Origin of the sequence: Candidatus Defluviibacterium haderslevense (genome assembly GCA_016712225.1) — a bacterium.
In the GTDB taxonomy this organism is placed as follows: Bacteria; Bacteroidota; Bacteroidia; order Chitinophagales; family Saprospiraceae; genus Vicinibacter; species Vicinibacter haderslevensis.
Window position 1 is genome coordinate 1 of record JADJRL010000003.1, and the last position, 23,095, is coordinate 23,095.

The window sequence follows — 23,095 nt, forward strand, 5'->3', positions numbered from 1 at the left end:
TTTAGAACAAATACAACGTACTAAGCTGTATGGAAAGCGGACTAAGACCCGGAATTATGTTAGGTTTGGGTGAGACAAAAGAAGAAGTTTTAATGGTTATGGATGATTTGTTGGCCTCAGGTTGTGAGAAATTTTGACTTTAGGGCATTACCTTCAGCCTACTAAGATGCATTTGGAAGTTGCAGCTTTTATTCACCCGGATGTGTTGCTGAATATAAGGAAATAGGCTTAAAAGGGATTTATGTATATAGAAAGCGGGCCTTTAGTTCGCTCCAGCTATCACGCTGAACGACATCTGGTCTAAATGGCTCGATATTTGAATTTAATTGTTATGGTCTTTTTTCAGTATTTACCCTGAGTATTAGATCTGATAAATGTGTTTTCTTTGCATTTCATGTTGTTGCTCTAAATTTTTAAGATGAGACTAAAATTTGGTTTTTGATATGGGTTCTTACTTGTAGTGCTCTTTTAGCCCAGAACTATGTTGTCAATAGTAATACTGATACAGATGATGGCGTTTGCGATATGGCGTTCACTGTAGTCTTAGAGAGGCGATTAATGCAGCTGAGCAGATGGCGTTCAAGTGCGATCACATTCAAAATGTGCAGGAGCTGGACCGCATAATATGTTACCAGGTGGACCCTATCCTACCGTAAGCCAAGATGATTTAACCATTATTGGAGAAACTCAACCGGAGGACCTGGATCAGTGATCATCTTTTTTTTAAACAGAATTTTGGAGAGTTCCTTTTTGGACTATGCCCGGAAATCAATTTTCTGTCGGTAGCTAGGTTTTCCACCAGAATTATGCAGATCCCAATGATCGCCTTTTAGTTTTGATGCTGCAAAGGATGCTGCCAATGCACGAATTTATAATTGTATCGTTAATGGAGATAATTTCACAGTTCCAGTTACGGTGGCTAGTTCGGTTTGGTCAATCAAAGTTCGAATTTTACATTAAAAAAATCCATTTTCGGATCGGACTATACTTTGAGTTCTATTACAGCCACAAAAGCTGCGGTAAATATTGACCCATTGCAAGGATCCAAAAACGTTACCATAGATTCAAATATTTTTGTCAATACGAATAATGCTATTTCTTCCAGTGGTGGTATTTGTAGCATAAACCAACAATATTTTCGGTGCTGTAGACATCAAAAACAATATTTTCTTTGCACCAACTTCTGGAATCGAACTGCTAGGTGGCGGAGCCTCATACAATCAATGATAATTTTTTCATTTTCCAAAAACATTTGCAATTCGAAGTAACAATCTAAATCAAGATTTAAACATTTTCAGAAATAGATTCAATCAAGTTGCATCTGATATTATTTTAAATGGAAATACAAATGCAACTTATAACATTGCTCGTAATTATGGAAGAGATGGGCTTACTTTCTATCTCACTTAATCTACAACATGACTACACTTCAAATTTATACCGAAATGATATAAAAAACTATAATTCCATCTATCCAAATAATCTAGAGCCTGGGATTTTAAAAGCCCGATATATTGATAATCTAATATAGTGTATAAACAATAATGTAGTATCATTAAATGGTAGCAACTTTCCTGCACCAGGTAATCCAACCATTACTTGTAGGAATCGAGATCAAATCGTTGGTACCGGAAATCCAACTGATTCCATAGTAGTTTATGCAAACCGACGAACCGCTGTCCTAATGCCAATTGTCAAGGTGGATTTGAACTCGGACGAACACAAGCAAATAATTTAGGTAATTGGACATTGAATGTCGCTTATCCAAATCAACATAGCATTTCTGCATATCAATTAAAAGCAATACAGCCACGACTCCAAGTATTTATTCAGAATTCTCCAATTGCTATAAATGTACACAGCCTATCAAGTCTACTTTTCACAAACTATCTGTAAGGGACAAAGTATATTATTCAGAGGAAAACTTTATAACGAAGCAAATCCCTAAAGATTCATTTAATGTGACTGGTGATGGAGTAAGTATATGTGATTCTGTGTTCGTTGTAAATATTCAATTTCAAAATGGCATACGTCAAATGATTGATAGCACCAATTTGTTTAATGATACCACTAGAATCGGTGGAAAAGAAATTTCAAAATTAAATCCAATTGATTCAATAACTAATTTAAAAAATGTCTTCGGATGCGATAGATTGTTGTTCTTAATGGAATCGAAAGAGGTTTATCTACTTACACTAAAACAATATGTTCCAATGCTAGTGAAACTATTGGAGGAACAGTATTTGACAAAAACAATCCTAAAGGCACGGCTATACTCAAAGGTCAATCCGCATTTGGCTGCGACAGCGTAGTTTTGGTAGATTTAACCATTAAAAACTTTACGGTCTTTGATCTAAAAGAGACATGTGTCCAAATACTCAATTGACTATAGGTACTGAAGTGTTTGATGCCGCAAGGCCAAGCGGAAGTGTCACTCTTATGGGAGCTTCAAGTACAGGATGTGATAGCATTGTCAATGTAACGCTTAACTATCCTAATAATACTGCTTTGTAAAAACTCGATCTTTGCCCTGAAGACAGTATTTTCATTGGTGGTAGTAAAGGTCGGTATTTTAGCGCACGAAATCCCATCGATACATTAACATTAACCAATGGTTCATCATTTGGCTGTGACAGTATCATTTTTGTAAACTTAAATATTCTTAAGAATGGAACTGGTGTTTATAAAGCCGATATTTGTCGAAGAGATACACTCGTTTTACAAGGTGAAACATTTTCTTCAGGAAGAACAACTGGTATATTAAAAGTTGCCAATGGATCAAACCAATGGCTGCGATTCCATTGTTCAAGTTGACCTCACGGTAATTCCCGATGCCAATGGTCAATTGGATACTACGCTTTGTGAAAATGATACCTTGAGATTATTTGGAGAGGATTTCTTCAAGCCAAGCCATCTGGACCCATAAGAATTATAAAAGGCTCATCCAGATTGTGTGACAGCTTCTTATTAGTCAATGCTACATTTGTTAAAGAATCTTTTGGTAATTTCTCAACCACAATTTGTAAAAAGATAGTATCAAAATTCAAAATGTAACTTTTTCAGCAAACAAAACATCAGGTACTTTAATCGTAAAAAAGGATCTGCAAATGGTTGCGATTCTACCGTTACAGTCAACATTAATATCGCCCTTTCAATAAATGCTCAATTCACCAAAGAAAATTTGGATTGTAATGTACCGAATACCGGACGAATTGTAGTGAATAATATATCAGGAGGTATTGGTCCGTTTAATGTATCCATTGATAATCAGGCAAGCCTTCCTTTTACACCCGACCTTGATCTAGCTAATCTAAGTTTTGGATCTCATCGAGTTAAAATATTAGACCAATTCGGCTGTGATACTACCTATACACTAAATATCGACACAGTTAGTACCCTACAATTGGTGCTACCGAATGATGTTACGATTGATAAGGGCGCTCTGTATTGATCAAACCATCCACCAATTTTGTTCCTACCATAATTACATGGACGCCGGTAGCTAATCTAAGTTGTACGGATTGCCTTGAACCAACTGCCAAGCCTGATGTAACAACCAACTATTTGTTGACTCTGGAAGATGCTAATGGTTGTACTGTAAGCGATAATATGAATATTACGGTTCGTGTTGAAGAAGCTGATATTTATATCCCTACTGTATTTTCTCCTAATGGGGATAATATCAATGACATATTTGAAGTCGTTTTCCATTTTCCTGATAAAACGAAAATTAATGTATTTCAAATATTCGACCGTTGGGGTAACCAACTTTATGAAAAAAGTAAATGGTACAATCGGTGAAAAAATTGGATGGAATGGCGAATTCAAAGGTAAAAAGTAAACCCGGGTGTTTATGTCTATGCCATACAGTATGAAGCCATAGATGAAGAACCAAAATGGCGCAAGGGCGGAATTACTTTGTTAAGGTAAGAATCATAATTTCTGATCTGGCGATCTAACTGATCTTGAATTTTAGTTTAAGTCCAAGGATTTGTTCTAATTAAAGAAAATTACTATAGTGTATTGCTATCAATAGGCATATAGCGTATTTTAAAATCTATGATTTATGATAGAAAAGCATAAATTATCTTCAATGATGAGTAATTTTAACCCAGAATCTATGCTTAAATTATATGATCGAAACCACAGTTTACCAGCCCAAACATAAAATACGGATCCTAACAGCAGCCTCACTTTTTGATGGTCATGATGCCGCCATTAATATCATGCGTCGCATTATGCAATCCAGTGGCGCCGAGATCATCCACCTTGGTCATAATCGATCAGCTTTGGAAATTGTTGATGCCGCTATTCAAGAGGATGTACAAGGTATTGCCATTACATCTTACCAAGGAGGTCACAATGAATTTTTTAAATATATCTATGACTTACTCAAGGAAAAAAATTGCGGTCACATCAAACTTTTTGGCGGTGGTGGTGGAACCATTCTTCCGTCCGAAATAGCGGACTTACATCAATATGGAATAACCAGAATCTATTCACCAGACGATGGAAGACATATGGGACTTCAAGGAATGATCAATGATCTTCTCAAACAATGTGACTTTGAGACCGGAGCTTCACTAAATGGAGAAGTCAAAGAATTAAAAGCAGGGAATGTTAGAGCAGTAGCTCGTCTTATTTCTGCAGTTGAAAATTTTCCTGATACAGCTAAAGAATTATTAGCAACAATACCAAAAGGTCCATCTAATAAACAAACACTCGTTCTAGGAATTACAGGAACAGGAGGTGCAGGAAAGTCAAGTTTGGTTGATGAGATCATTAGAAGATTTATTTTAGATTTTCCAGAAAAAACCATTGGCATTTTATCAGTAGATCCAAGTAAAAGACGAACCGGAGGTGCTCTATTAGGTGATAGAATACGCATGAACGCAATCCATCCAGAATTCCATCACAACAGGGTATTTATGCGATCTTTAGCTACGAGACAATCTAATCTTGCTCTTTCACCACATATTAAAAATGCTTTAGACATTTTAAAAGCAGCATCATTTGATTTAATTATACTAGAGACTTCAGGTATTGGTCAATCCGATACCGAAATTATCGATTTCTCAGATGTTTCGCTATACGTTATGACACCTGAATATGGTGCTGCAACTCAATTAGAAAAAATTGACATGCTTGATTTTGCAGATCTCATTGCGATTAATAAATTTGATAAACGAGGCGCATTAGATGCCCTTCGCGATGTCCGAAAACAATATCAACGCAACAAACAATTATGGGATATATCCATAGATGAGATGCCGGTTTATGGAACAATCGCATCACAATTCAATGATCCGGGAATGAATTTATTGTATGAAAAATTAATTTTAAATATTAATAAAAAACTAAACACTCCTTGGAAATCAACTTTAGGTCTTCCTACCGGTGAATCCGAAAAAAATTTATATCATTCCACCAGGCAGAACCCGATATCTTTCTGAAATTTCAGACAGCAATCGCAAATATGATCAATGGTCTATAAAACAAGCCGAACAAGCTCAAAAATGGCAATCATTAAAAATAACTGAAGACTTGGTTTCTTCTGATGTCAAACCAGAAATCAAAAACAAACTTTAGAAATTGAAAAACTATAGACGGAATTACCCGATCTATTCTTGAGGAATGGGAAACGAAAAAAGGAATACAAAAACGATCATTTTATTTATAAAGTTCGAGACAAAGAAATAAGTGTTCCTACCTTCACAACATCCCTTTCGCATTCAAGAATTCCAAGGGTTTGTCTACCAGATTACAAAGGTTGGTACGATATCATAAAATGGTCATTACAAGAAAATGTGCCCGGCGAATTTCCATATGCAGCAGGTGTATTTCCATTCAAGCGTAAAGAAGAAGACCCAACCAGAATGTTCGCTGGCGAAGGCGGACCTGAGCGCACCAACCGACGTTTCCATTATGTCTCAGTAGATATGCCTGCTAATCGCCTTTCTACCGCATTTGACTCAGTAACTTTATATGGAGAAGATCCAGATTACCGGCCGGATATTTTTGGAAAAGTTGGAAATTCAGGTGTGAGTATTTGTAGTCTCGATGACGCCAAAAAATTATATTCTGGTTTTGATCTATGTAATCCCAGGACATCTGTTTCCATGACAATCAATGGTCCTGCGGCGACGATATGTGCCTTTTTTATGAATACTGCTATCGATCAACAATGCGAACTATACATTAAAGCCAATGGATTAGAGCACAAAGTTGAAGCTGCACTAAAAGCAAAATTTGATGACCAAAATCTTCCACGACCAAAATATGATGGCGAACTTCCACCTGGAAATAATGGATTGGGTTTGATGTTTTTGGGATTATCCGGAGATCAAATTCTAGAAGCGCCTATTTATGAAGAATTAAAAAACAAAGCACTAAGCTCCGTTAGAGGCACTGTACAAGCTGACATACTCAAAGAAGATCAGGCGCAAAATACCTGTATCTTTTCAACTGAATTTTCTCTCAAATTAATGGGTGATGTTCAAGATTATTTCATTCAAAAAAATGTTCGAAATTTTTATTCTGTTTCGATCAGTGGATATCACATTGCAGAAGCTGGGGCTAATCCGATTTCACAATTAGCATTTACTTTAGCGAATGGTTTTACTTTTGTAGAATACTACCTTTCCAGAGGAATGCATATTGATGATTTTGCACCGAATTTATCTTTCTTTTTTCTAATGGCGTTGATCCGAATATGCAGTTATCGGAAGAGTTGCTAGAAAAATCTGGGCTAAGGCCATGAAGATAAAATACAATGCCAATGAAAGAAGTCAAATGTTGAAATATCACATACAAACTTCTGGTCGATCCCTGCATGCACAAGAAATTTCTTTTAACGATATCAGAACGACACTCCAAGCATTATATGCCATCTATGATAATTGTAATTCACTACACACTAATGCCTATGATGAAGCTATAACAACTCCAACTGAAGAATCGGTGCGAAGAGCCATGGCCATTCAACTCATCATCAATAACGAATTGGGTCTAGCTAAAAATGAAAATCCATTACAAGGATCTTTTATCATAGAAGAATTAACTGAACTTGTGGAAGAAGCTGTACTTATGGAATTCGATAGAATTTCAGAGCGAGGTGGTGTATTAGGAGCTATGGAAACGATGTATCAACGCAGTAAAATCCAAGAAGAATCCTTGTATTACGAAACACTCAAACATACTGGTGAATATCCTATAATAGGTGTCAATACCTTCTTAAGTAAAGATGGCTCTCCAACCATTTTGCCTAAAGAAGTTATACGCGCTACTGATGAAGAAAAAAAGGATCAAATCCATGCATTAGAAAATTTGAAAAAAGCCAATATCAGTGTTTCAGATAATCATTTGAAAAATTTACAATTGATGGCCATTAAAAATAAAAATATTTTTGAAGAATTGATTGAAGCTACAAAATATTGCTCCCTAGGACAAATTACTCAGGCATTATATGCTGTTGGTGGAAAGTATCGAAGGAACATGTAAGGGATCAATAAAAAATTATTTAATTTTACCATCATCAATAAAAAAAGAAGCACTTCTTAAAAATAATAATTAAAACAGAATGTCAAAAAATTACATTATGATTAGATTTTTTTTTCTGATACTATTATTCATCAATATTGCAGAGAACAATCTTAGTGCCAACACAATCATCGTTGGTGTCAATCAGACTTATACTTCTATCCAATCAGCTTACAATATAGCCAAACCTGGTGATACCATTCTTGTAAATGAAGGTATATATACCCAAACCGAATATCTGAGCGGTACTAAAGGTAATGACAAAAACAATATTTACGTCATTTCAAAAAAAGACACGGTGCAATCTATAGAGGTGGGTCAGAAGCTTGGCATTTAAGTTCCGTTTCCTATATTGTTATCGAAGGGTTTGTGTTCGAACAACAAACCGGTAATGGTGTCAACATGGACGATTCAGGAAGTTTAGTGAATCCTTCTACAAATATTGCAATAATCCACTGCATATTTAGAGATATTAAAGCAACCGGAAACAATGACTTATTAAAATTGTCAGGATTGGATTTTTTCTCAATATCAGAATGTACATTTTAAATGGAAGCCTCGGAAGCTCAGGTAGTGGAATTGATATGGTAGGATGCCACAATGGTAGAATTAATAAATGCACTTTTGAAAACATGGGTGCCAATAGTATCCAAATGAAAGGAGGAAGTCAATACATCCGGATTGAAAAAACTTTTTTAAAAAGGTGGGCAACGAGCAATCAATATTGGCGGAAGTACCGGGTTGGCATTTTTTAGACCTCAGAATGCAACATTTGAGGCTGCAGATATAAATGTATGGTCGAACATATTCATTGAATCTGACACACCCATTGCATTTGTAGGATGTATCCGAAGTAAAGTGGTAAACAATACCATAATCAATCCGGTAATTTGGATTTTTAGAATACTTCAGGAAACGGTTGACCCCAATCGTTTTGCTCCTTGTGGAATGAATGAATTTACAAATAACATTATTTATTTCCCAAATAATATTAGAACGATTGTTAATATTGGACCAAATACAGATCCTTCTTCATTTATTTTTTCAAATAACTTATGGTACAATCATCAGAATCCAAGTTTTAATCAATACAATTTACCTGTAGCAGAAACCGGAAGTATCAAAGGCAAGGATCCATTATTTGTAAACTTAACACAAGAAAATTTTAATCTTTAAAAGCTCACCAGCCATTGGTCAAGGCAAATCGGTGATCGCACCTATTGAAGATTATAATGGAAATCTTTTGAAATTACCAACCGATCAATTGGAGCCATAGAATATCAAAAAGTAAGCAATAATGATGATTTAAATACTTCATCCATGTTAGTTTATCCAAATCCATCTAAAGGATTAATACATATTATTTCCGACCTTATAAAAGGTGAACATTTAAAAATAACAATTTTTTCAATCCAAGGAAACTTTATAAAAAGCATACCAATTAATACTACAACAAACCCATCCATCGACTTGCAAATGAATGATGGAACTTACATGTATATCATAGAAGATTCAAAAGAGAAAATTCTCAAAAGATCCTTGTTATTGATTTCAAAATAACTTTAAGCGTAGTTAGTAAAAGGTTTCCTTTATGGAGTGGTTGATCAAAGGCGTATTGTTAGGCATTAGTATTGGCCTTTTGGTGGGGCCTTTGTTTTTTGCATTGATACAAGCAGGTATGGAATATGGATTCCGCAAAGGATTTCTTTTTGCAGCAGGAATTTGGATTAGTGATTTCATTCTATTAATGCTCACCTATTTTATATTTAAAAATATTCCACTACCTACAAACACAGATGATATCAGTCCGATTCTTATAGTTATCTGCGCTGCAGCATTTATATTAATTGGTTTAAACATTATGCTCTCACCAACAAAAAAAATGGATCATCAATATCTTCCTACTTCTAAATTATGGACAGTCTTGGTCACAAAAGGTTTTATTGTTAACACCATGAATCCATCTGCATTTTTAATTTGGATGAGTGTTGCGACTATTGCCAATAAAATAACTTTAAAACCCAGTGGCACAGAAATTCTTATGTTCTATTTGAGCATTGGTATCACCATCATTGGTTTAGATTTGTTGAAAATATTCTTAGGTAAGAAAATTGCTTTAAAATTCAAGGATGGTATCCTGTCAAAATTCAAATATGTGTCGGGCGTTTTTTTATAATTAATGGGTTATATTTGGTGTACGTCGCCATATTCTAAAATAAAAAAACAAAGTATAAACATTTTAACAATAATAATGCATGCTTATATTTTACCATTGAGAAAATAATGACACAAAAACTAATTAAATAAATATTCTATTCGTAATATTCAAAAAGATATTCATCCTTATATTCAATCTCATTCGCTATTAGTTCAGTTAGGTATTCTGATTTGAACGATACCTTTTATGATGTATCTTTTGATTTTGAATATATTTATAAACTTTATCCAAATGAGATCGACTATAAGAAAATGCTCCAAATCCGCTTTGCCATTCAAATTTATTTTTGATTAGCCCCTTTTCGTTAATCCAATTATTGCTTGCTCTTTTTATATCTTTAACCAAATCAGAAATGGATATCGCAGGATTCAAACCTATTAATATATGAATATGATCTATCATACCATTTATTGCTAGCATTTTATGTCTATAGTTTTGTACAACAGCAGTTATATATTTATATAATTCTTCTTCCCATGTTTCACTTATAAAACTTTTTCTACCCTTCACTGCAAAAACCAATTGGATAATCAATTGTGTATATGTGTTACTCATTATAAATTCATTGAATCAAACAGGTTGCCCCGCTGGGGCAAATTAAAATCTAAAATTAACCTACAAAATAAATGCCATTTTATGGTATTTATTTTGCGACAAGTAGGTTGCCCCGCTGGGGCAATGATAATTCATACATTGGTTTTGCAGCTATTATTTTGATAAGACGAGCTTGCCCTGTTGAATCTTTTATAATACATACGATGGTGTTACAAATTTTATTTTGATATATGGAGATTGCTACGTTGGGGTAATTTAAATAAATACATTGGTTTTATAATTTTGGTTTTGAGGCAAATAAATAGATTCAGGATACTTGAAACAAAGGGACTGCTATTATAAATATTTTGGGTATAATACTAAACATAAAAATATTCTTCTGTCAGATAAATACTTTTGATAAATCTCTATGTACGAGATTTTTAAAGCCAAGGCTATAACATCTTAATGAAACTTTAATTATACAAATTATATACCTTCTGTTCAATCTATGTATAAAATCTTAACTTGGAAAATCATTAGCCCAATAGGTCAATTTCTTTGTAGCATTGCAAAATGCGTAAATCTTTGTCCCAACAGACCATGCTCCTAGTAGCATCGTAAGATGCGTAAAATCTTTCCCAACGAGCCATCCTCCTAGTATCTTCGAAACATGAATAAATCTTTACCCAAAAAAACCAACCTTTTTTTAGCATATTATGATGCACAAATCTTTTACCAACGGTCCAAACTCCTTATTGCTTCGAAACATAAATAAATCTTTGCATCGAAAGACGGTCAAATCTTTGTCCCATCAGGCTTACATCCTTGTACCATCAAAACTTGGGTAAATCTTTGCCCCATAGACCCATCCTTACTGTAGCATCACACGATACGCAAATCTTTTTCACAACGAGCCAAACTCATTATAGCTTAGAAAAATGAATAAATCTTTGTCTCGAAGAACCAACTTCCCTGTTGCATCGAAAGACGATCAAATCTTTGTCCCATCGGGCTTACATCTTTGTACCATCAAAACTTGGGTAAATCTTTGCCCCAGCAGGGCAACCCCTTGTAGCATCGTAAGATGCGTAAATTATTGCTCCAGCGGAGCAACCTATTTGCAAGATTAAAAATCAAAAATACCCTCAGGTAAAATCATAAAAACGATCTTTTCTACCTCATCTATTTCTTCTACAAAATCTTCGTGTAATGGAATTAATAATGATCTACCCTCATGCATAACTCTGGCCATCAACTGCGATGGATATTCTTCAATACTGGTAATAGCAACATTATAATTCGATGTCCGATCATGAATCGAGTAGCCCTCTAATCCTTGACTTTTACCTTGAATCTTGGCAGATCTTTTTGTTGCTTTTGATAATTTATTTTCATCTATATAAAAACTTTGATGACTTAATACTCTTGCCTGCTCAGGATTATCTACACCTTCTAATTTCAACAAAGTACTCCCATCTGTTTTACATGATTCAATAAAAAAAGGAACGTGACATCCGTTTATTTTAAAAAAAACGACCTTTTCACTTAGTATATGTTTTTTGAAAATTGGATTCATTTCAACATCTAAAATGCCTTTTATTCCATGTGATTTGTAACATTTGCCAGCTTCAATAAAATCAATCATAAACCTAATTATGTTGAATTAAATATTGGCGAATAATAACACCACGTTCTGCCTTGGGATCATAAGGAGTATTGGGATTGGCGAAACCTCTTTTTAAAAACCATGCTTCGTGATACACCATACCAATATGATCTGCATATTTAGAATTCGATTTGATTTTAATAATTTCATCTGTATAATCAGCTTCCTCAACACTGAGAACGTTTTCAAATGAACCAGAAGAAATCAATTCTTTTGATTTTATATCTAAATAATAATAAGAATTATTATTCCAATAACTAAAAAGTTCAAAGGGTTCCCCTTGGAAAGTTATCAATTGCCTTGAACCAATATAAACATTACCATTCCATGATTTATTTTTAGCAACAGGATAAACTAATTTAATAAAATCAAGACCAAACTCTGTTTTGATCAATTTGCTTTTACTCGAAGTGACGAATGAATTTCCAACCAATTCCCAGGATGCACTGGAATCTTTTCTTAGGTATTGATCTAAAGAAAATACCAATTCATTATTTGCATTTCGAAAAGTATCTACTACTTCTTCCATGATTTCAACACTTACTGAATCAATAGTAACCACAATTTCCTTGGAAAAATAAATAGAGTCCGTTTTATAAATCCAAAATTTACCCAACTCTAATGGCGTATAAGTATAACCAAAAGTAGTTTCATCCAATACTTCAACTTCAGGATCACAAGCATTGATAACTAAACCTGTTACCAATATTATAACTATCGTTTTTATGAATTGCATCTTTACCATTAATGATTAAAATTAAATAACGAATTCCGAATGATACCACCACAAACCACATCATCACCTTCATAAATGACAGCCGATTGACCGGGAGCGATACCTCTAACAGGAGCATGGAAGTGAATTTTTAATTCGTCGCCTTGGTGTTGGACCTGACACACATGTCCAGGATCTTTATATCGAACTTTAGTAACGAAATCCTCATCACCCCGGCACGGTATTATATTTTAACCAATTCAGTTTGCTAACATCCATAGCTGGTCTTGACAGCTCCATTTCTTCTCCCAAAACAACTGTATTGGTCTCCGGAATTATGTCGGTAACAAACATTGGTTTCCCAAATGCTTTTCCTAAACCTTTACGTTGGCCCACGGTATAAAAAGGATATCCATCATGATAACCTAAAACCGATCCAGATTGATCTATAAATAGTCCACCTTTGACTTCATCTTCTAATCCTTCTACCCGGCGCTTTAAAAAACCTCTATAATCATTGTCAGGTACAAAACAAATCTCGTAACTCTCGGCCTTTTTTGCCAAATTATCGTATTGACGATCAGCAGCAAACTGTCTCACTTCCGGCTTAAGATATTCAGCTAGCGGAAACACACTTCTTCCAAGAGCTTCCTGTGTTAGTCCCCATAATACATAGGATTGATCCTTGACCAAATCCTTAGCTTTGGATACATAATACCGGTCTTCAAGTTTATTCTTGCGCACATAATGTCCTGTGGCGATGAATTCACAATCCAGTCCGTCAGCCCGCTTTAATAAGGCATTCCACTTGATGTGTGTGTTGCACATCACGCATGGATTAGGGGTCCTGCCAGCGATATATTCATCTACGAAATTGTCAATCACAGCATCGCCGAATTCATCCCGAATATCTAAAATAAAATGATGAAAACCCATATCTACAGATACTCTTCGAGCATCCTGGAGGGAATCTAAAGAACAGCAGCCTGTTTCCTTTTTAGAACCACCCGAAGAAGCGTAATCCCAGGTTTTCATAGTGATCCCAATCACCTCATATCCCTGCTCATGCAGCATGATGGCAGCTACCGTACTGTCGATACCTCCACTCATAGCTACTAAGATTTTTCCCAATTTACTCATAAAAACTTAGCTACAAATATAATACATATTAATAAATAATCGAATATAAAAATTTCAACTAAATAATATTTTTTCCTAAATATATGCTTCAAATATTTGACTCTCTCGTATATTTGCACTCCAATTCAAAAGTCTAATAGAAGTATTAGCCTGTTACAAACGGATAAACCCTTGATATGGTTCAGTTTCGGACTCTTTTATTAGACTGAAATGAAACAATCAAAGGCCTGGTAACGGTAATAAATTGCGGGAGTAGCTCAGTTGGTAGAGCACGACCTTGCCAAGGTCGGGGTCGCGAGTTCGAGTCTCGTCTCCCGCTCTTAATATAATAGTTAAGAGCACATGTCAATATAGATTGACATATAACTATTGTACCAGCCCAGGTGGTGAAATTGGTAGACACGCAGGACTTAAAATCCTGTGGACAGTAATGTTCGTGCGGGTTCAAGTCCCGCCCCGGGTACAAGGTTCAGCGAAAGTTGAACCTTTTTAATTATATCTGGGTCGAACATAAGTCGAACAAAAACTAAATCTTTTTTCTCTTTCAAATAACATTTTGTATTTTTGAGAAAAAAGTATGAAAAATACTAGAATCAAAGTTCAGACTAGTGAAATTGCATTAATGCATTGTGAATCATCAGAAGATGCGCGCAAAAATTTAGAGTTGCATGTTTGGAATTTTATTGATTTGTATAAAGAAGATCTTATCGATTACCAAGTTTCATATACAACTTTTATCCATCCAAAATTTGGTTTAACCTTGAGTTCTTTATCAGTATTAAGGATTAAGGAATCTCCTAAATCAACAACTTAATAATTGATTCGAAAAATCGCAAAAATGGAAGTCATTTGTCTATCTGATGAAGCATTTTATGCACTTATTGAGACAGTAGTGGCTCGGATAAAAGATAAGGAAGGCATCAAAGGAGATAAATGGATTTCTGATGAAGAGGCTATGTCAAAGCTTCGGATTAAAAGTAAGACCACCCTACAAAAACTAAGGGATGAAGGAAAAATTAGATTTTCCCAGCCAGAAAAGAAAATTATTTTATATGATACCGATTCAATAGATATATATTTGGAAAAACATTCAAAAAATTCATTCTGATGGAAATAGATGAAAGTAAATATATTAAGGGATTTAATGCTGGGTATTTTCTTTCTAAATACGAACCAAAGGTATCGTTGGAATTGTTGGAACATATTCACCCTATCAATTCGTATATTTCAGGCATGAACTTTGGACAAAAGGAATTTCAAATTGAGATTGATAAAAACCAATTAGAAGAACTTAAATCCATAAGACATCAAAAGGACAATTCTAGAAATTTAGAATAACTAATTTTAAGGTTCTGAAATGACAAATATTACTTTAGCAGAATATATCTTAAGATACAACAATGATACTTTACCCCATGTGAAAGAGTCTAGGCAAATTACTAATTCCGTCATATTCAAAAACGTTTTAGGGCTACCTACTCCAACTACTCCTAATCCTCAAACATTCAGTTATATTTACTTTATCTTAGATCCAGAATCCAGAAATTGTGTTAGTGTTGTTCAACTCTTGGAAGATGACTTGCATGCTTTCACTAGTTCTAACAATCGGAAGAAAGGATTCATTAAAAATGCAATGGTAGCTGCTATTCTACCTGATAGATTTAAGCATAATGATTCTATTGAAATTAGTTTGCTTAATGATGGCCAGTCAGATTATAATATTTCTACTAAAGTAACTGAAAGTCTAGGTTTTCAAAAAATTGGAGCTGATGAGGACAAGTTTGTATTATTGAAAAAGACTTTGAAGTTGAAATCTTAAAGAACCTCAATAAATAAAATAGTGCTTTTCAACATTTTTAAATGCTAAATAATCAAATTTACTTATTATTGGTAAATTTATGTTGCATTCAGAATGGATATTTACTTTAATGATTCAACCATTGAGAAGTCAAAGATAGAGCATCAAATATTATCATATTTAGATCATCACTATCCCATAGCTTCCTTTTCTTAGATTCCCATGATGCTAAGTCCTTGAAATCAATAACAAAAATCTGATTTTAGCGACTGCTCATAAACATCTCTGATCTAATAATTTGAATACTGTACAACTTTTTGCTTCTCCTTAACAAGAAAGAAACAAGTATTTAATGCATCCTAATTGCAAAAATTACTTAAATATTTCAAATTTAGTATGTTTTATTTAATATTATATACATTTGGACTTTAATTTCATTATACAATAAATCATACCAAAAGTAAGAAACAATTAATAGTTCGTGTAAAGGAAAAGGAAAGGATTAAAGGAGATAAATGGATTTCGGGTGGTGAAGCTATGTCAAAGCTTAGAATTAAGAGCAAGACTATCCTACAAAAACTAAGAGATGAAGGAAAAATTCGATTCTCACAACCAGAAAAGAAAATAATTCTATATGATACCGATTCCATTAATGTATATTTGGACAAACATTCAAAAAAAATTTCTAATGGAATTTGATAAGCAAAAATTTATTGAGGGGTTAAATACAGGGCACTTACTCGCTAATTATGAACCTAAGTTAGTAATCTCATTTTTAATCAATATTCAGCCTATCAATTCATATTTATATGAATTGAAATGTGAGAGAAATGAATTCGAATTATCAAAAGCACAATTAATTGAATTTGCACAAATTAGAAATAACTTGAGGGAAGATAATTTTTTAAGCAAGAATTAACCATTATACATTTATAAACAGTTTAAAATGGAGGATTGTTCTTTTCCAATATTTTTTGCACGAGAAATTGAGCATCGTAATGAACGAATTGAAATAAATGATGGTACATATGAAATTAAAAATGATCCTGCATACTCATATGGTTCTATTATTCCTAATGATACTTTTACTAAAATTGATAACCTTTCTTTCGATTTCTTAATGTCAGCTAAGTTCGAAAACAGTAAAACTAATAAAAATTTTATTGGAGTTCTTAATCTTAATAAAATTGTAATGTCATTTTTTAATATTGGTATTCATACTTGTAAAAATATTAAACAAATAAATGATATTTCAAAATCTAATTTATTTAAAATGGTAATTGAAAAATTCACTGAAGACTTAAATGAATTTTTTGATATAGATGGTGAAATTCAATATTTAGGGCTAAATTTTAAAAGTCCTAATTTGAAAACTTCTACATTTGACCGCAATTTAAACCTTAGAATAGGTTTACACCTTGATAGTTGGGACAGAAAAAAATTGAATGATAGGGAGAATTCAAGAAATAGAATTTGTATTAATTTAGGCAAAGAAGTAAGGCATTTTATATTCTTAAATAAGAAAATTATTGAACTTATAGATGATTTAGAAATTGACAATTTTGATCTTAGAGGTGGTTCTGAACTAGGGCGATTATATCTGAGGAAATACCCAAATCAACAAATTACAAAATTAAATATTTATCCTGGAGAGGCTTATATTGCACCTACTGAAAATATAATTCATGATGCCACTACATTAAATAAAGCATTTCCTGACATTACTTTGTCGTTAATTGGTAACTTCTGGGTTAAAAAGGATCTATTTAGATAATTTCCAAAATAGTTCCAGTAAGATAATTTTCTACCAACCAACAAAGTAATTATTATTAATTAGTTGAAAATAAAATAATTACAAATTATTTAAATATATATATTTATTATCTTTTCAATTTAACAAATTTTTATCATAGCTTAGCATCCTTAAATTGGGGGATAGGAATTAGAGATGCAAGTTTTGAAATACCTTAGATGTATATCATTTTAGCTTAGACTTTTTTTTAAATTTAAACTAATTATATGGAAAACATTTCAAAAGAAACTTTAGGTGCTGCATTGATTCAGACAGGAAAACCAGCACTTATTCGAGTCGCTGAACGATTGATTAATGAATCAAACAAGTCATTTTGTGATCACACAGATTACTCCGCATTCGTAGATTCACCTTTATAATTGTCATCAATATGGAAAACAAGTCAAAAGAAACTTTAGGTGCTGCATTGATTCAGACAGGAAAACCAGCACTTATTCGAGTCGCTGAACGATTGATTAATGAAGATGCAAACTCATCAAATGATCATACTGAATTTTCAAATCATGTGAATTCTGATTAGTTTTAACTTTCACTTATGATATTAAAATAGTAGAAGCTTAAACTAATGACTGGCTCAAAAATCAAAGTTTTTCTCCTAAAGGTTAAAGCAAGATGTAATATAAATTGTTCATATTGTTATGAATATAATTCTAGTGATCAATCCTGGAGGGGAAAAACCAGGTACAATGTCAAACCATACACTTATTTCTACTGTAAAAAGAATATCGGAATATGTGCAGGAGAAAGATTTAAAGGCTATTAATGTTGTTTTTCATGGAGGGGAACCATTACTTGTTCCACTTGAGTTTTTTTCTAAAGCAGTAGATTTATTTCGAAACATGATATCAAACACATGTTCAATTAAATTTTCCCTCCAAACGAATGGCATTTTAATAACAAAACAAATTTTAGATGAATTTATTCGATTAGGAATTAAAGTGGGAATTAGTATTGATGGAACAAAAGAAAGTAATGATAAATATCGTGTTGATTTCAAAGGCAATTCGACTTTTGATGATGTTATGAAGGGTATTGATTTACTAAACAGAGAAAAGTACATTAAAATAAATGGTGGAGTCCTTACTGTAATAAATCCAAGTAATCCAGCATTGGAAACTTACAGATTTTTAAAAAGCCTTGAAGTTCCCGCAATTGATTTTTTAATGCCTCACCATAATTATATAGATAAACCATGTTTCCCTTTAGGGGAATCTAATGGTAGTATATCTAATTGGTTAATTACTGTTTTTGATGAATGGTATGAAAATGGTGATGCTATTTCTATTAGAATATTTGAGCATATTATTCATTTACTTTTAGGCGGTATTTATGCTGTAGAAAACTTAGGACTCGCACCAATTGAGTTAATCGTAATTCAAACCGATGGGGCCTACGAAGCAGTGGACAGTCTTAAATCAACATTTGATGGTGCCATATACACTGGCAAAAATGTATTCGAACATTCTTTTGACGAGGCGATTTCTCATTATTTAATTGGTTCACGATTAGATAGAGTAAATAATTTGTGCGTTGAATGTCTTAAGTGTGATGTTGTGAAAATTTGTGGAGGCGGTTACATACCTCATAGATATTCTGAAAATGGCTTTATGAATCCATCAGTCTATTGTGAAGATTTATATCGATTAATTCATCATATTAAAGTGAAAATATCACAAATTAAAGGTATCTCTCAACATACGGAATTGGTTGCACAGCCAATAAATCATTGATTTTCAATTGCTGTTGAATATTCCCTAATTTGAAAATAATTTATTGATTTGAATTGGTTTATCAAATTTTACTAATTTAGCAATCAATTAATTGAGAAATCCAGAGGTTTATGCTATAATCTCTAAATGTGCCCTATATGGAATGATCAAATTTCTAATAGATCCGAAAAGCGATTACTACTAAATTTTATAAACCAATTCATCTTAGAGGAGAAGTACAATAAGTATCCAATTGATAGAAAAGCTATATTTAAATTACTTCAACATGAGTGGTATCAATTGGCAATAGAATTAAGTATTATACCTCCAAAACAAAATAAAAATGAGATTTACAATTTAGTAAAAACTAGTATTCAATCATTATCAAAACTTCCTGTTGGATTTGGCTCAACGCCCAATTTAATGCACAAGTTGGAAAGTGGTTCTAAGGGTACTGATTGCCTTGGAGCGACATTAATTTTAAGCAGTATTTTGGACCATAATAAAATTACATATAAATTCATATCACCTGTCGGTCATATTGCAATACTTGCATTTCTAAATAACAAAATTTACTATTTAGACGCAAGAAATAATGTTATTTTACTGCTTAAAGGATTTATACACTCAATTTTAAGTGAATCTAAATATTTTTACAAACTAAATTTTTCAACACCATTTACCATTAATTTCTATTCTTTTGGATTCATTTATAAAAGAAAGGAAGATGTATTGACAGCTATAGTATCTAACATAGGTGTTTTGAATAATTTATGTCTTGGTAACAAACTTGGCACTTCTATGGAAGTAGAAAAGCAAATGAAAGCCGCAATATCTATTAAAAAAGAACTTTTAGGTATGGATGTAAGAAGGGCTACGAGCTTATTCAATAAAGATTTCTTATATTATCAAAAAGCAAATAATGATATTATTTCTAATGAGAAAAATAGACTAAAAAAAATTGGATTTTATAAAATAAGCAAGGCATCATAAGTAGTTGATACATTCAAAATTTATAAATCATTCAATATTAATAAGCTTAGCAATATTTCCATCACATAAAGCCCTAAATTTTTTACCTATAATATTTTCTTTCATAAAGTCGCCAACATAAATGTAATTATATTTGTCTCGTGCTTTTCCAAATGGAGGCAAATCAGTTGGGGAATGGGACAATTTAAAGCAATTCTGTCTGTGAAGAAAAACTACCTTTTTAAAATTTGTTAGCTTGTGATACTTTTTAAGCTCAAATGGTATTTTCTTTTCATTCAATAGTACTAAACAATCGTTTTCAGTTTTGTCTAATAATTTATCATTTATATCGTACACTAATCCTTCTATTTCAAAAGATCCGAAATTGAAATAGGTTTGGTAATCTGCATTGATTTCATTAATGGAAGGAATTGACATTTTCTTTATGTCATTAGGCGTAGGTCTTAATTGAACAATTATATTTTTATTTACAGAATTTATAAATCCTTCGACATTTGATTCAAATTCAAATTTAAATGTTATCTGCCAAAGTTGCTTAATTAATTCTTTAACATTAATTTCACAGAGAAACTCATGTAGTACTTTTTTGGAACCATTTGATTCAAATATAGGACTACTATTTTCATTATTTGAAATTATTAATACTTTACTTTTTTTATAATTTAACTCTATTTCAAGAGATCCATCGATAATCTGGGAAATATAAAAATTACCTTGAGTTATAAGCTCTTGGATGATAATTGCTTTATAGATTTTAGAAGAATTCATTAGACTTTCATTTCTGAAAACCAATTCATTGAAATCATTTTTGTTAACAATAAAAATAGGATTACTTCTAGAAGAATTAATTCCTCTTGCAGCTCTGGGAGAAAAATCTTCATTTGTTCCTGAAAATTTAAATAGTACAGTTTTATTTAGTGTGTTTTGAATATTTAACAAATCAAAATTCTTTAATTTTAATGTCTCAACTTCAAACAAATCGTAAGCAGGAATATTAAGGTTAGGAATTTGTGTAGAAATTTCATATGCCAATTTTAAGCCTAAAGCTGTCCCTCCATATAAATTGAAATATTCTATATTTGTCATTATTAATTCAATTTATTAATTACGATTATTTATATAAATTCCCTTTTTAAAAATTAAATCTGATAGAAATGTAGATTTCAATCCAATTGATGTATATGCATCTCTAATATTTTCATCCGTAAATAATGCAAATTCATATTCTTCAATAAAATGTTCTATTCCATTTGATTTGCCTACTAGATAGTGAAATTTAATTTTTCCTTCTGGGCTACCATATCCCATCCTTACAATTGTCATTGCTTCATTTTCAATTACTGTATTATGTATTTTATTTGCCAACCAATTATTAGGAGAAAACCATGGCTCAATAATTATTACTCCATTATCATTTAAATGATTTTTAAAATTACCTAAAACTTTGATTAATTCCATAGTATTAACTAAATATCCTATGGCTCCATATAAACATAATATTACATCAAACTTCTTTTGAATCAAAAAATTTCTCATATCACCTTGATATATGTTGCATTCTGGATTCTTTTCCTTCGCAATGGATACAAAGGTTGGATTTATATCCATCCCATCTATTTCAAAATAATTTTTCAGAAATTTTATATGTTCACCTGTTCCACAAGCAATTTCTAAAATTTTACAATTTTTTAGATTAGAATTTAATATTATTTTCCTTAGTTGCTCTGCTTCTAACTTATAATTTTTATTTACTTTAAAATCATCATAAAATTTAGCACTTTTAATAAACATATAAGGATTTTTAGAGGTTTTGTAGTGGCAAATATTCTTCAAAAAAAGGTTTAAGGCAACTCGGGTCAGCTGCATCTAAACTACCTCCAATGTGTAATCTCATTGCAGGGCATTCTGAGTGACATGTTAATTTTCGATGACAGGATTTACAATCCTCATTCAGAGGAACATTTCTCATTTGTTGAAATTCAGGACTTTCTTTCCATATTTCACTTAACGAATTTTTGTAGAAGTTTCCAGAATGAAAGTTTTTACCTAAAAATGTACATGGAGAAATTGTACCATCTGCTTCTACAAACATTATCCTTGTACCTGCTCCGCAATCAGATTTAGATAGTAATAATGGTTCTTTTAATCCTCCTGAGCAATTCATTATATCTTCTACATTACAATTAGGATCACTATTCATCAACATTATTGCTTTGTAATATTCTGGCGTTGCCTCTCTAATTAATAGCATATTATTAATGGCTCTATCCGAAGGTTTTGCTCGTCTAATTTTAATTTGTAATTCAAGTGAGGTAGCGAGGTGTAACATATAAGCTACATCTTTAATATTTAAAGTCATAAGTGTAAATCGTATTGTCGATTTAATACCAGCTTCTTTTAATATTTTTACTGTTGAAAGTGTTTTTAAAAAAGCCCCTTGCTTTTTTCTAATAAAATCATGTGTTTCTTCGCATCCATCAAAACTAATATTCATCCTTACATTATGCTTTTGAATATTAGTAATAATTTCTGGAGATATAATTGTCCCATTTGTAGTTAATGAAACACCCATTCCTTTTTCTCTTATTAACGATATAATTTCCCAAATATCTGTTCGCATAAATGGTTCTCCACCACCAATAATTATAAGAAAAACACCCATATTTGCAGCTTCATTGATCAAATCTTTCATTTTATCAAAAGGCATTGATTCCTTGTGATGCGGAGAGGAGTCTGAAAAACAATGAATACATTCCAAATTACAATGATTTGAAACATTTATAAATAATTTTAAAGGAGCAGTTAGTGCACCCTCAATTAATGAATTCTCAATTCTATTAATTACATAACCTTGCTTTTCTAAGTTTTCTACAAAATCCAAATTTGTCTTTTCTACAGAATGCAGTTTTGTATCAAAAACAACCCATCCATAATGTTCTTTTCTTGCTATAAAGTCATAATTCATAA

At 32.4% G+C, this 23,095-nt stretch carries 26 protein-coding genes, 2 tRNA genes and 4 pseudogenes; 25 read left to right on the forward strand and 7 right to left on the reverse strand.

Annotated features, from left to right (window positions below):
* From IPK88_00275 to IPK88_00335, 13 genes and pseudogenes are all read left to right on the forward strand, one after another.
* Positions 1-304: pseudogene (locus tag IPK88_00275) on the forward strand (lipoyl synthase).
* Positions 305-1,961: 1,657 nt separating this feature from the next.
* A complete protein-coding gene (locus tag IPK88_00280) occupies positions 1,962-2,312 on the forward strand; it encodes a hypothetical protein (GenBank protein MBK8241838.1) in 351 nt (116 codons plus the stop codon).
* Positions 2,313-2,364: 52 nt separating this feature from the next.
* Complete coding sequence (locus tag IPK88_00285; protein ID MBK8241839.1) at positions 2,365-2,514, forward strand: hypothetical protein; 150 nt, start codon at positions 2,365-2,367, stop codon at positions 2,512-2,514.
* Between the two features lie 259 nt (positions 2,515-2,773).
* Complete coding sequence (locus IPK88_00290; GenBank protein ID MBK8241840.1) at positions 2,774-2,926, forward strand: hypothetical protein; 153 nt, start codon at positions 2,774-2,776, stop codon at positions 2,924-2,926.
* Positions 2,927-3,181: 255 nt separating this feature from the next.
* Positions 3,182-3,451 (forward strand): hypothetical protein, encoded by a 270-nt coding sequence (locus IPK88_00295; protein ID MBK8241841.1) that lies wholly within the window; start codon positions 3,182-3,184, stop codon positions 3,449-3,451.
* Entirely contained in the window at positions 3,448-3,801 is a 354-nt protein-coding gene (locus IPK88_00300) for a gliding motility-associated C-terminal domain-containing protein (protein ID MBK8241842.1), read from the forward strand. The genes IPK88_00295 and IPK88_00300 overlap by 4 nt, the downstream gene beginning before the upstream one ends.
* Before the next feature lie 332 nt (positions 3,802-4,133).
* Positions 4,134-7,500, forward strand: a pseudogene (locus IPK88_00305) (methylmalonyl-CoA mutase family protein).
* Between the two features lie 97 nt (positions 7,501-7,597).
* The gene (locus tag IPK88_00310; GenBank protein MBK8241843.1) at positions 7,598-7,876 is read left to right on the forward strand and encodes a hypothetical protein; all 279 of its coding nucleotides are present in this window, start codon (positions 7,598-7,600) and stop codon (positions 7,874-7,876) included.
* Positions 7,877-7,908: 32 nt separating this feature from the next.
* A complete protein-coding gene (locus IPK88_00315; GenBank protein MBK8241844.1) occupies positions 7,909-8,088 on the forward strand; it encodes a hypothetical protein in 180 nt (59 codons plus the stop codon).
* Complete coding sequence (locus IPK88_00320; protein ID MBK8241845.1) at positions 8,076-8,294, forward strand: hypothetical protein; 219 nt, start codon at positions 8,076-8,078, stop codon at positions 8,292-8,294. Before IPK88_00315 ends, IPK88_00320 begins: the two co-directional genes overlap by 13 nt.
* On the forward strand, positions 8,281-8,715 hold the full coding sequence (locus IPK88_00325; GenBank protein MBK8241846.1) for a hypothetical protein: 435 nt from the start codon (positions 8,281-8,283) through the stop codon (positions 8,713-8,715). Before IPK88_00320 ends, IPK88_00325 begins: the two co-directional genes overlap by 14 nt.
* 144 nt (positions 8,716-8,859) lie before the next feature.
* On the forward strand, positions 8,860-9,099 hold the full coding sequence (locus tag IPK88_00330; protein MBK8241847.1) for a T9SS type A sorting domain-containing protein: 240 nt from the start codon (positions 8,860-8,862) through the stop codon (positions 9,097-9,099).
* A 31-nt stretch (positions 9,100-9,130) separates the two neighbouring features.
* On the forward strand, positions 9,131-9,715 hold the full coding sequence (locus IPK88_00335; protein ID MBK8241848.1) for a LysE family transporter: 585 nt from the start codon (positions 9,131-9,133) through the stop codon (positions 9,713-9,715).
* A gap of 136 nt (positions 9,716-9,851) precedes the next feature.
* On the opposite strand, the pseudogene tnpA reads toward IPK88_00335, so the two are convergent.
* From tnpA to mnmA, 4 genes and pseudogenes are all read right to left on the reverse strand, one after another.
* Positions 9,852-10,312 (reverse strand): annotated as a pseudogene (gene tnpA, locus IPK88_00340) (IS200/IS605 family transposase).
* 1,108 nt (positions 10,313-11,420) lie between these two features.
* Positions 11,421-11,939, reverse strand: coding sequence for a hypothetical protein (locus IPK88_00345; GenBank protein ID MBK8241849.1), 519 nt, complete (start codon positions 11,937-11,939; stop codon positions 11,421-11,423).
* A 4-nt stretch (positions 11,940-11,943) separates the two neighbouring features.
* Positions 11,944-12,696: a hypothetical protein gene (locus IPK88_00350; GenBank protein ID MBK8241850.1), complete on the reverse strand. Its 753-nt coding sequence runs from the start codon at positions 12,694-12,696 to the stop codon at positions 11,944-11,946.
* An 8-nt stretch (positions 12,697-12,704) separates the two neighbouring features.
* Positions 12,705-13,815 (reverse strand): annotated as a pseudogene (gene mnmA, locus IPK88_00355) (tRNA 2-thiouridine(34) synthase MnmA).
* A 246-nt stretch (positions 13,816-14,061) separates the two neighbouring features.
* Here mnmA and IPK88_00360 point away from each other — a divergent pair.
* The 12 genes from IPK88_00360 to IPK88_00415 all read left to right on the forward strand — a co-directional run bounded on the left by IPK88_00360 (position 14,062) and on the right by IPK88_00415 (position 20,128).
* Positions 14,062-14,134 (forward strand) — tRNA-Gly (locus IPK88_00360).
* Between the two features lie 58 nt (positions 14,135-14,192).
* Positions 14,193-14,278 (forward strand) — tRNA-Leu (locus tag IPK88_00365).
* 114 nt (positions 14,279-14,392) lie between these two features.
* Positions 14,393-14,629 carry a hypothetical protein gene (locus IPK88_00370; GenBank protein ID MBK8241851.1) on the forward strand — a complete coding sequence of 79 codons (237 nt, stop codon included), beginning with the start codon at positions 14,393-14,395 and terminating at the stop codon, positions 14,627-14,629.
* A 24-nt stretch (positions 14,630-14,653) separates the two neighbouring features.
* Positions 14,654-14,923, forward strand: a complete 270-nt coding sequence (locus tag IPK88_00375) for a helix-turn-helix domain-containing protein (protein ID MBK8241852.1) — start codon at positions 14,654-14,656, stop codon at positions 14,921-14,923.
* Positions 14,923-15,153, forward strand: a complete 231-nt coding sequence (locus IPK88_00380; protein ID MBK8241853.1) for a hypothetical protein — start codon at positions 14,923-14,925, stop codon at positions 15,151-15,153. Before IPK88_00375 ends, IPK88_00380 begins: the two co-directional genes overlap by 1 nt.
* Positions 15,154-15,172: 19 nt before the next feature.
* Positions 15,173-15,634 (forward strand): hypothetical protein, encoded by a 462-nt coding sequence (locus IPK88_00385; GenBank protein MBK8241854.1) that lies wholly within the window; start codon positions 15,173-15,175, stop codon positions 15,632-15,634.
* A 667-nt stretch (positions 15,635-16,301) separates the two neighbouring features.
* Complete coding sequence (locus IPK88_00390; GenBank protein ID MBK8241855.1) at positions 16,302-16,532, forward strand: hypothetical protein; 231 nt, start codon at positions 16,302-16,304, stop codon at positions 16,530-16,532.
* Positions 16,533-16,559: 27 nt separating this feature from the next.
* Positions 16,560-17,387 (forward strand): hypothetical protein, encoded by an 828-nt coding sequence (locus tag IPK88_00395; GenBank protein MBK8241856.1) that lies wholly within the window; start codon positions 16,560-16,562, stop codon positions 17,385-17,387.
* 245 nt (positions 17,388-17,632) lie between these two features.
* On the forward strand, positions 17,633-17,785 hold the full coding sequence (locus IPK88_00400; GenBank protein MBK8241857.1) for a hypothetical protein: 153 nt from the start codon (positions 17,633-17,635) through the stop codon (positions 17,783-17,785).
* A gap of 11 nt (positions 17,786-17,796) precedes the next feature.
* Positions 17,797-17,946: a hypothetical protein gene (locus IPK88_00405; protein MBK8241858.1), complete on the forward strand. Its 150-nt coding sequence runs from the start codon at positions 17,797-17,799 to the stop codon at positions 17,944-17,946.
* Positions 17,947-18,064: 118 nt separating this feature from the next.
* On the forward strand, positions 18,065-19,156 hold the full coding sequence (locus IPK88_00410; protein ID MBK8241859.1) for a radical SAM protein: 1,092 nt from the start codon (positions 18,065-18,067) through the stop codon (positions 19,154-19,156).
* A gap of 126 nt (positions 19,157-19,282) precedes the next feature.
* Positions 19,283-20,128, forward strand: coding sequence for a hypothetical protein (locus IPK88_00415; protein MBK8241860.1), 846 nt, complete (start codon positions 19,283-19,285; stop codon positions 20,126-20,128).
* 27 nt (positions 20,129-20,155) lie between these two features.
* On the opposite strand, the gene IPK88_00420 is transcribed toward IPK88_00415, so the two are convergent.
* The 3 genes from IPK88_00420 to IPK88_00430 are packed head-to-tail and all read right to left on the reverse strand — an operon-like array spanning position 20,156 to position 23,093.
* Positions 20,156-21,214, reverse strand: a complete 1,059-nt coding sequence (locus IPK88_00420) for a hypothetical protein (protein ID MBK8241861.1) — start codon at positions 21,212-21,214, stop codon at positions 20,156-20,158.
* Positions 21,215-21,229: 15 nt separating this feature from the next.
* Positions 21,230-21,919, reverse strand: coding sequence for a class I SAM-dependent methyltransferase (locus tag IPK88_00425; protein MBK8241862.1), 690 nt, complete (start codon positions 21,917-21,919; stop codon positions 21,230-21,232).
* A 10-nt stretch (positions 21,920-21,929) separates the two neighbouring features.
* Complete coding sequence (locus IPK88_00430; GenBank protein MBK8241863.1) at positions 21,930-23,093, reverse strand: radical SAM protein; 1,164 nt, start codon at positions 23,091-23,093, stop codon at positions 21,930-21,932.
* Positions 23,094-23,095: the final 2 nt, after the last annotated feature.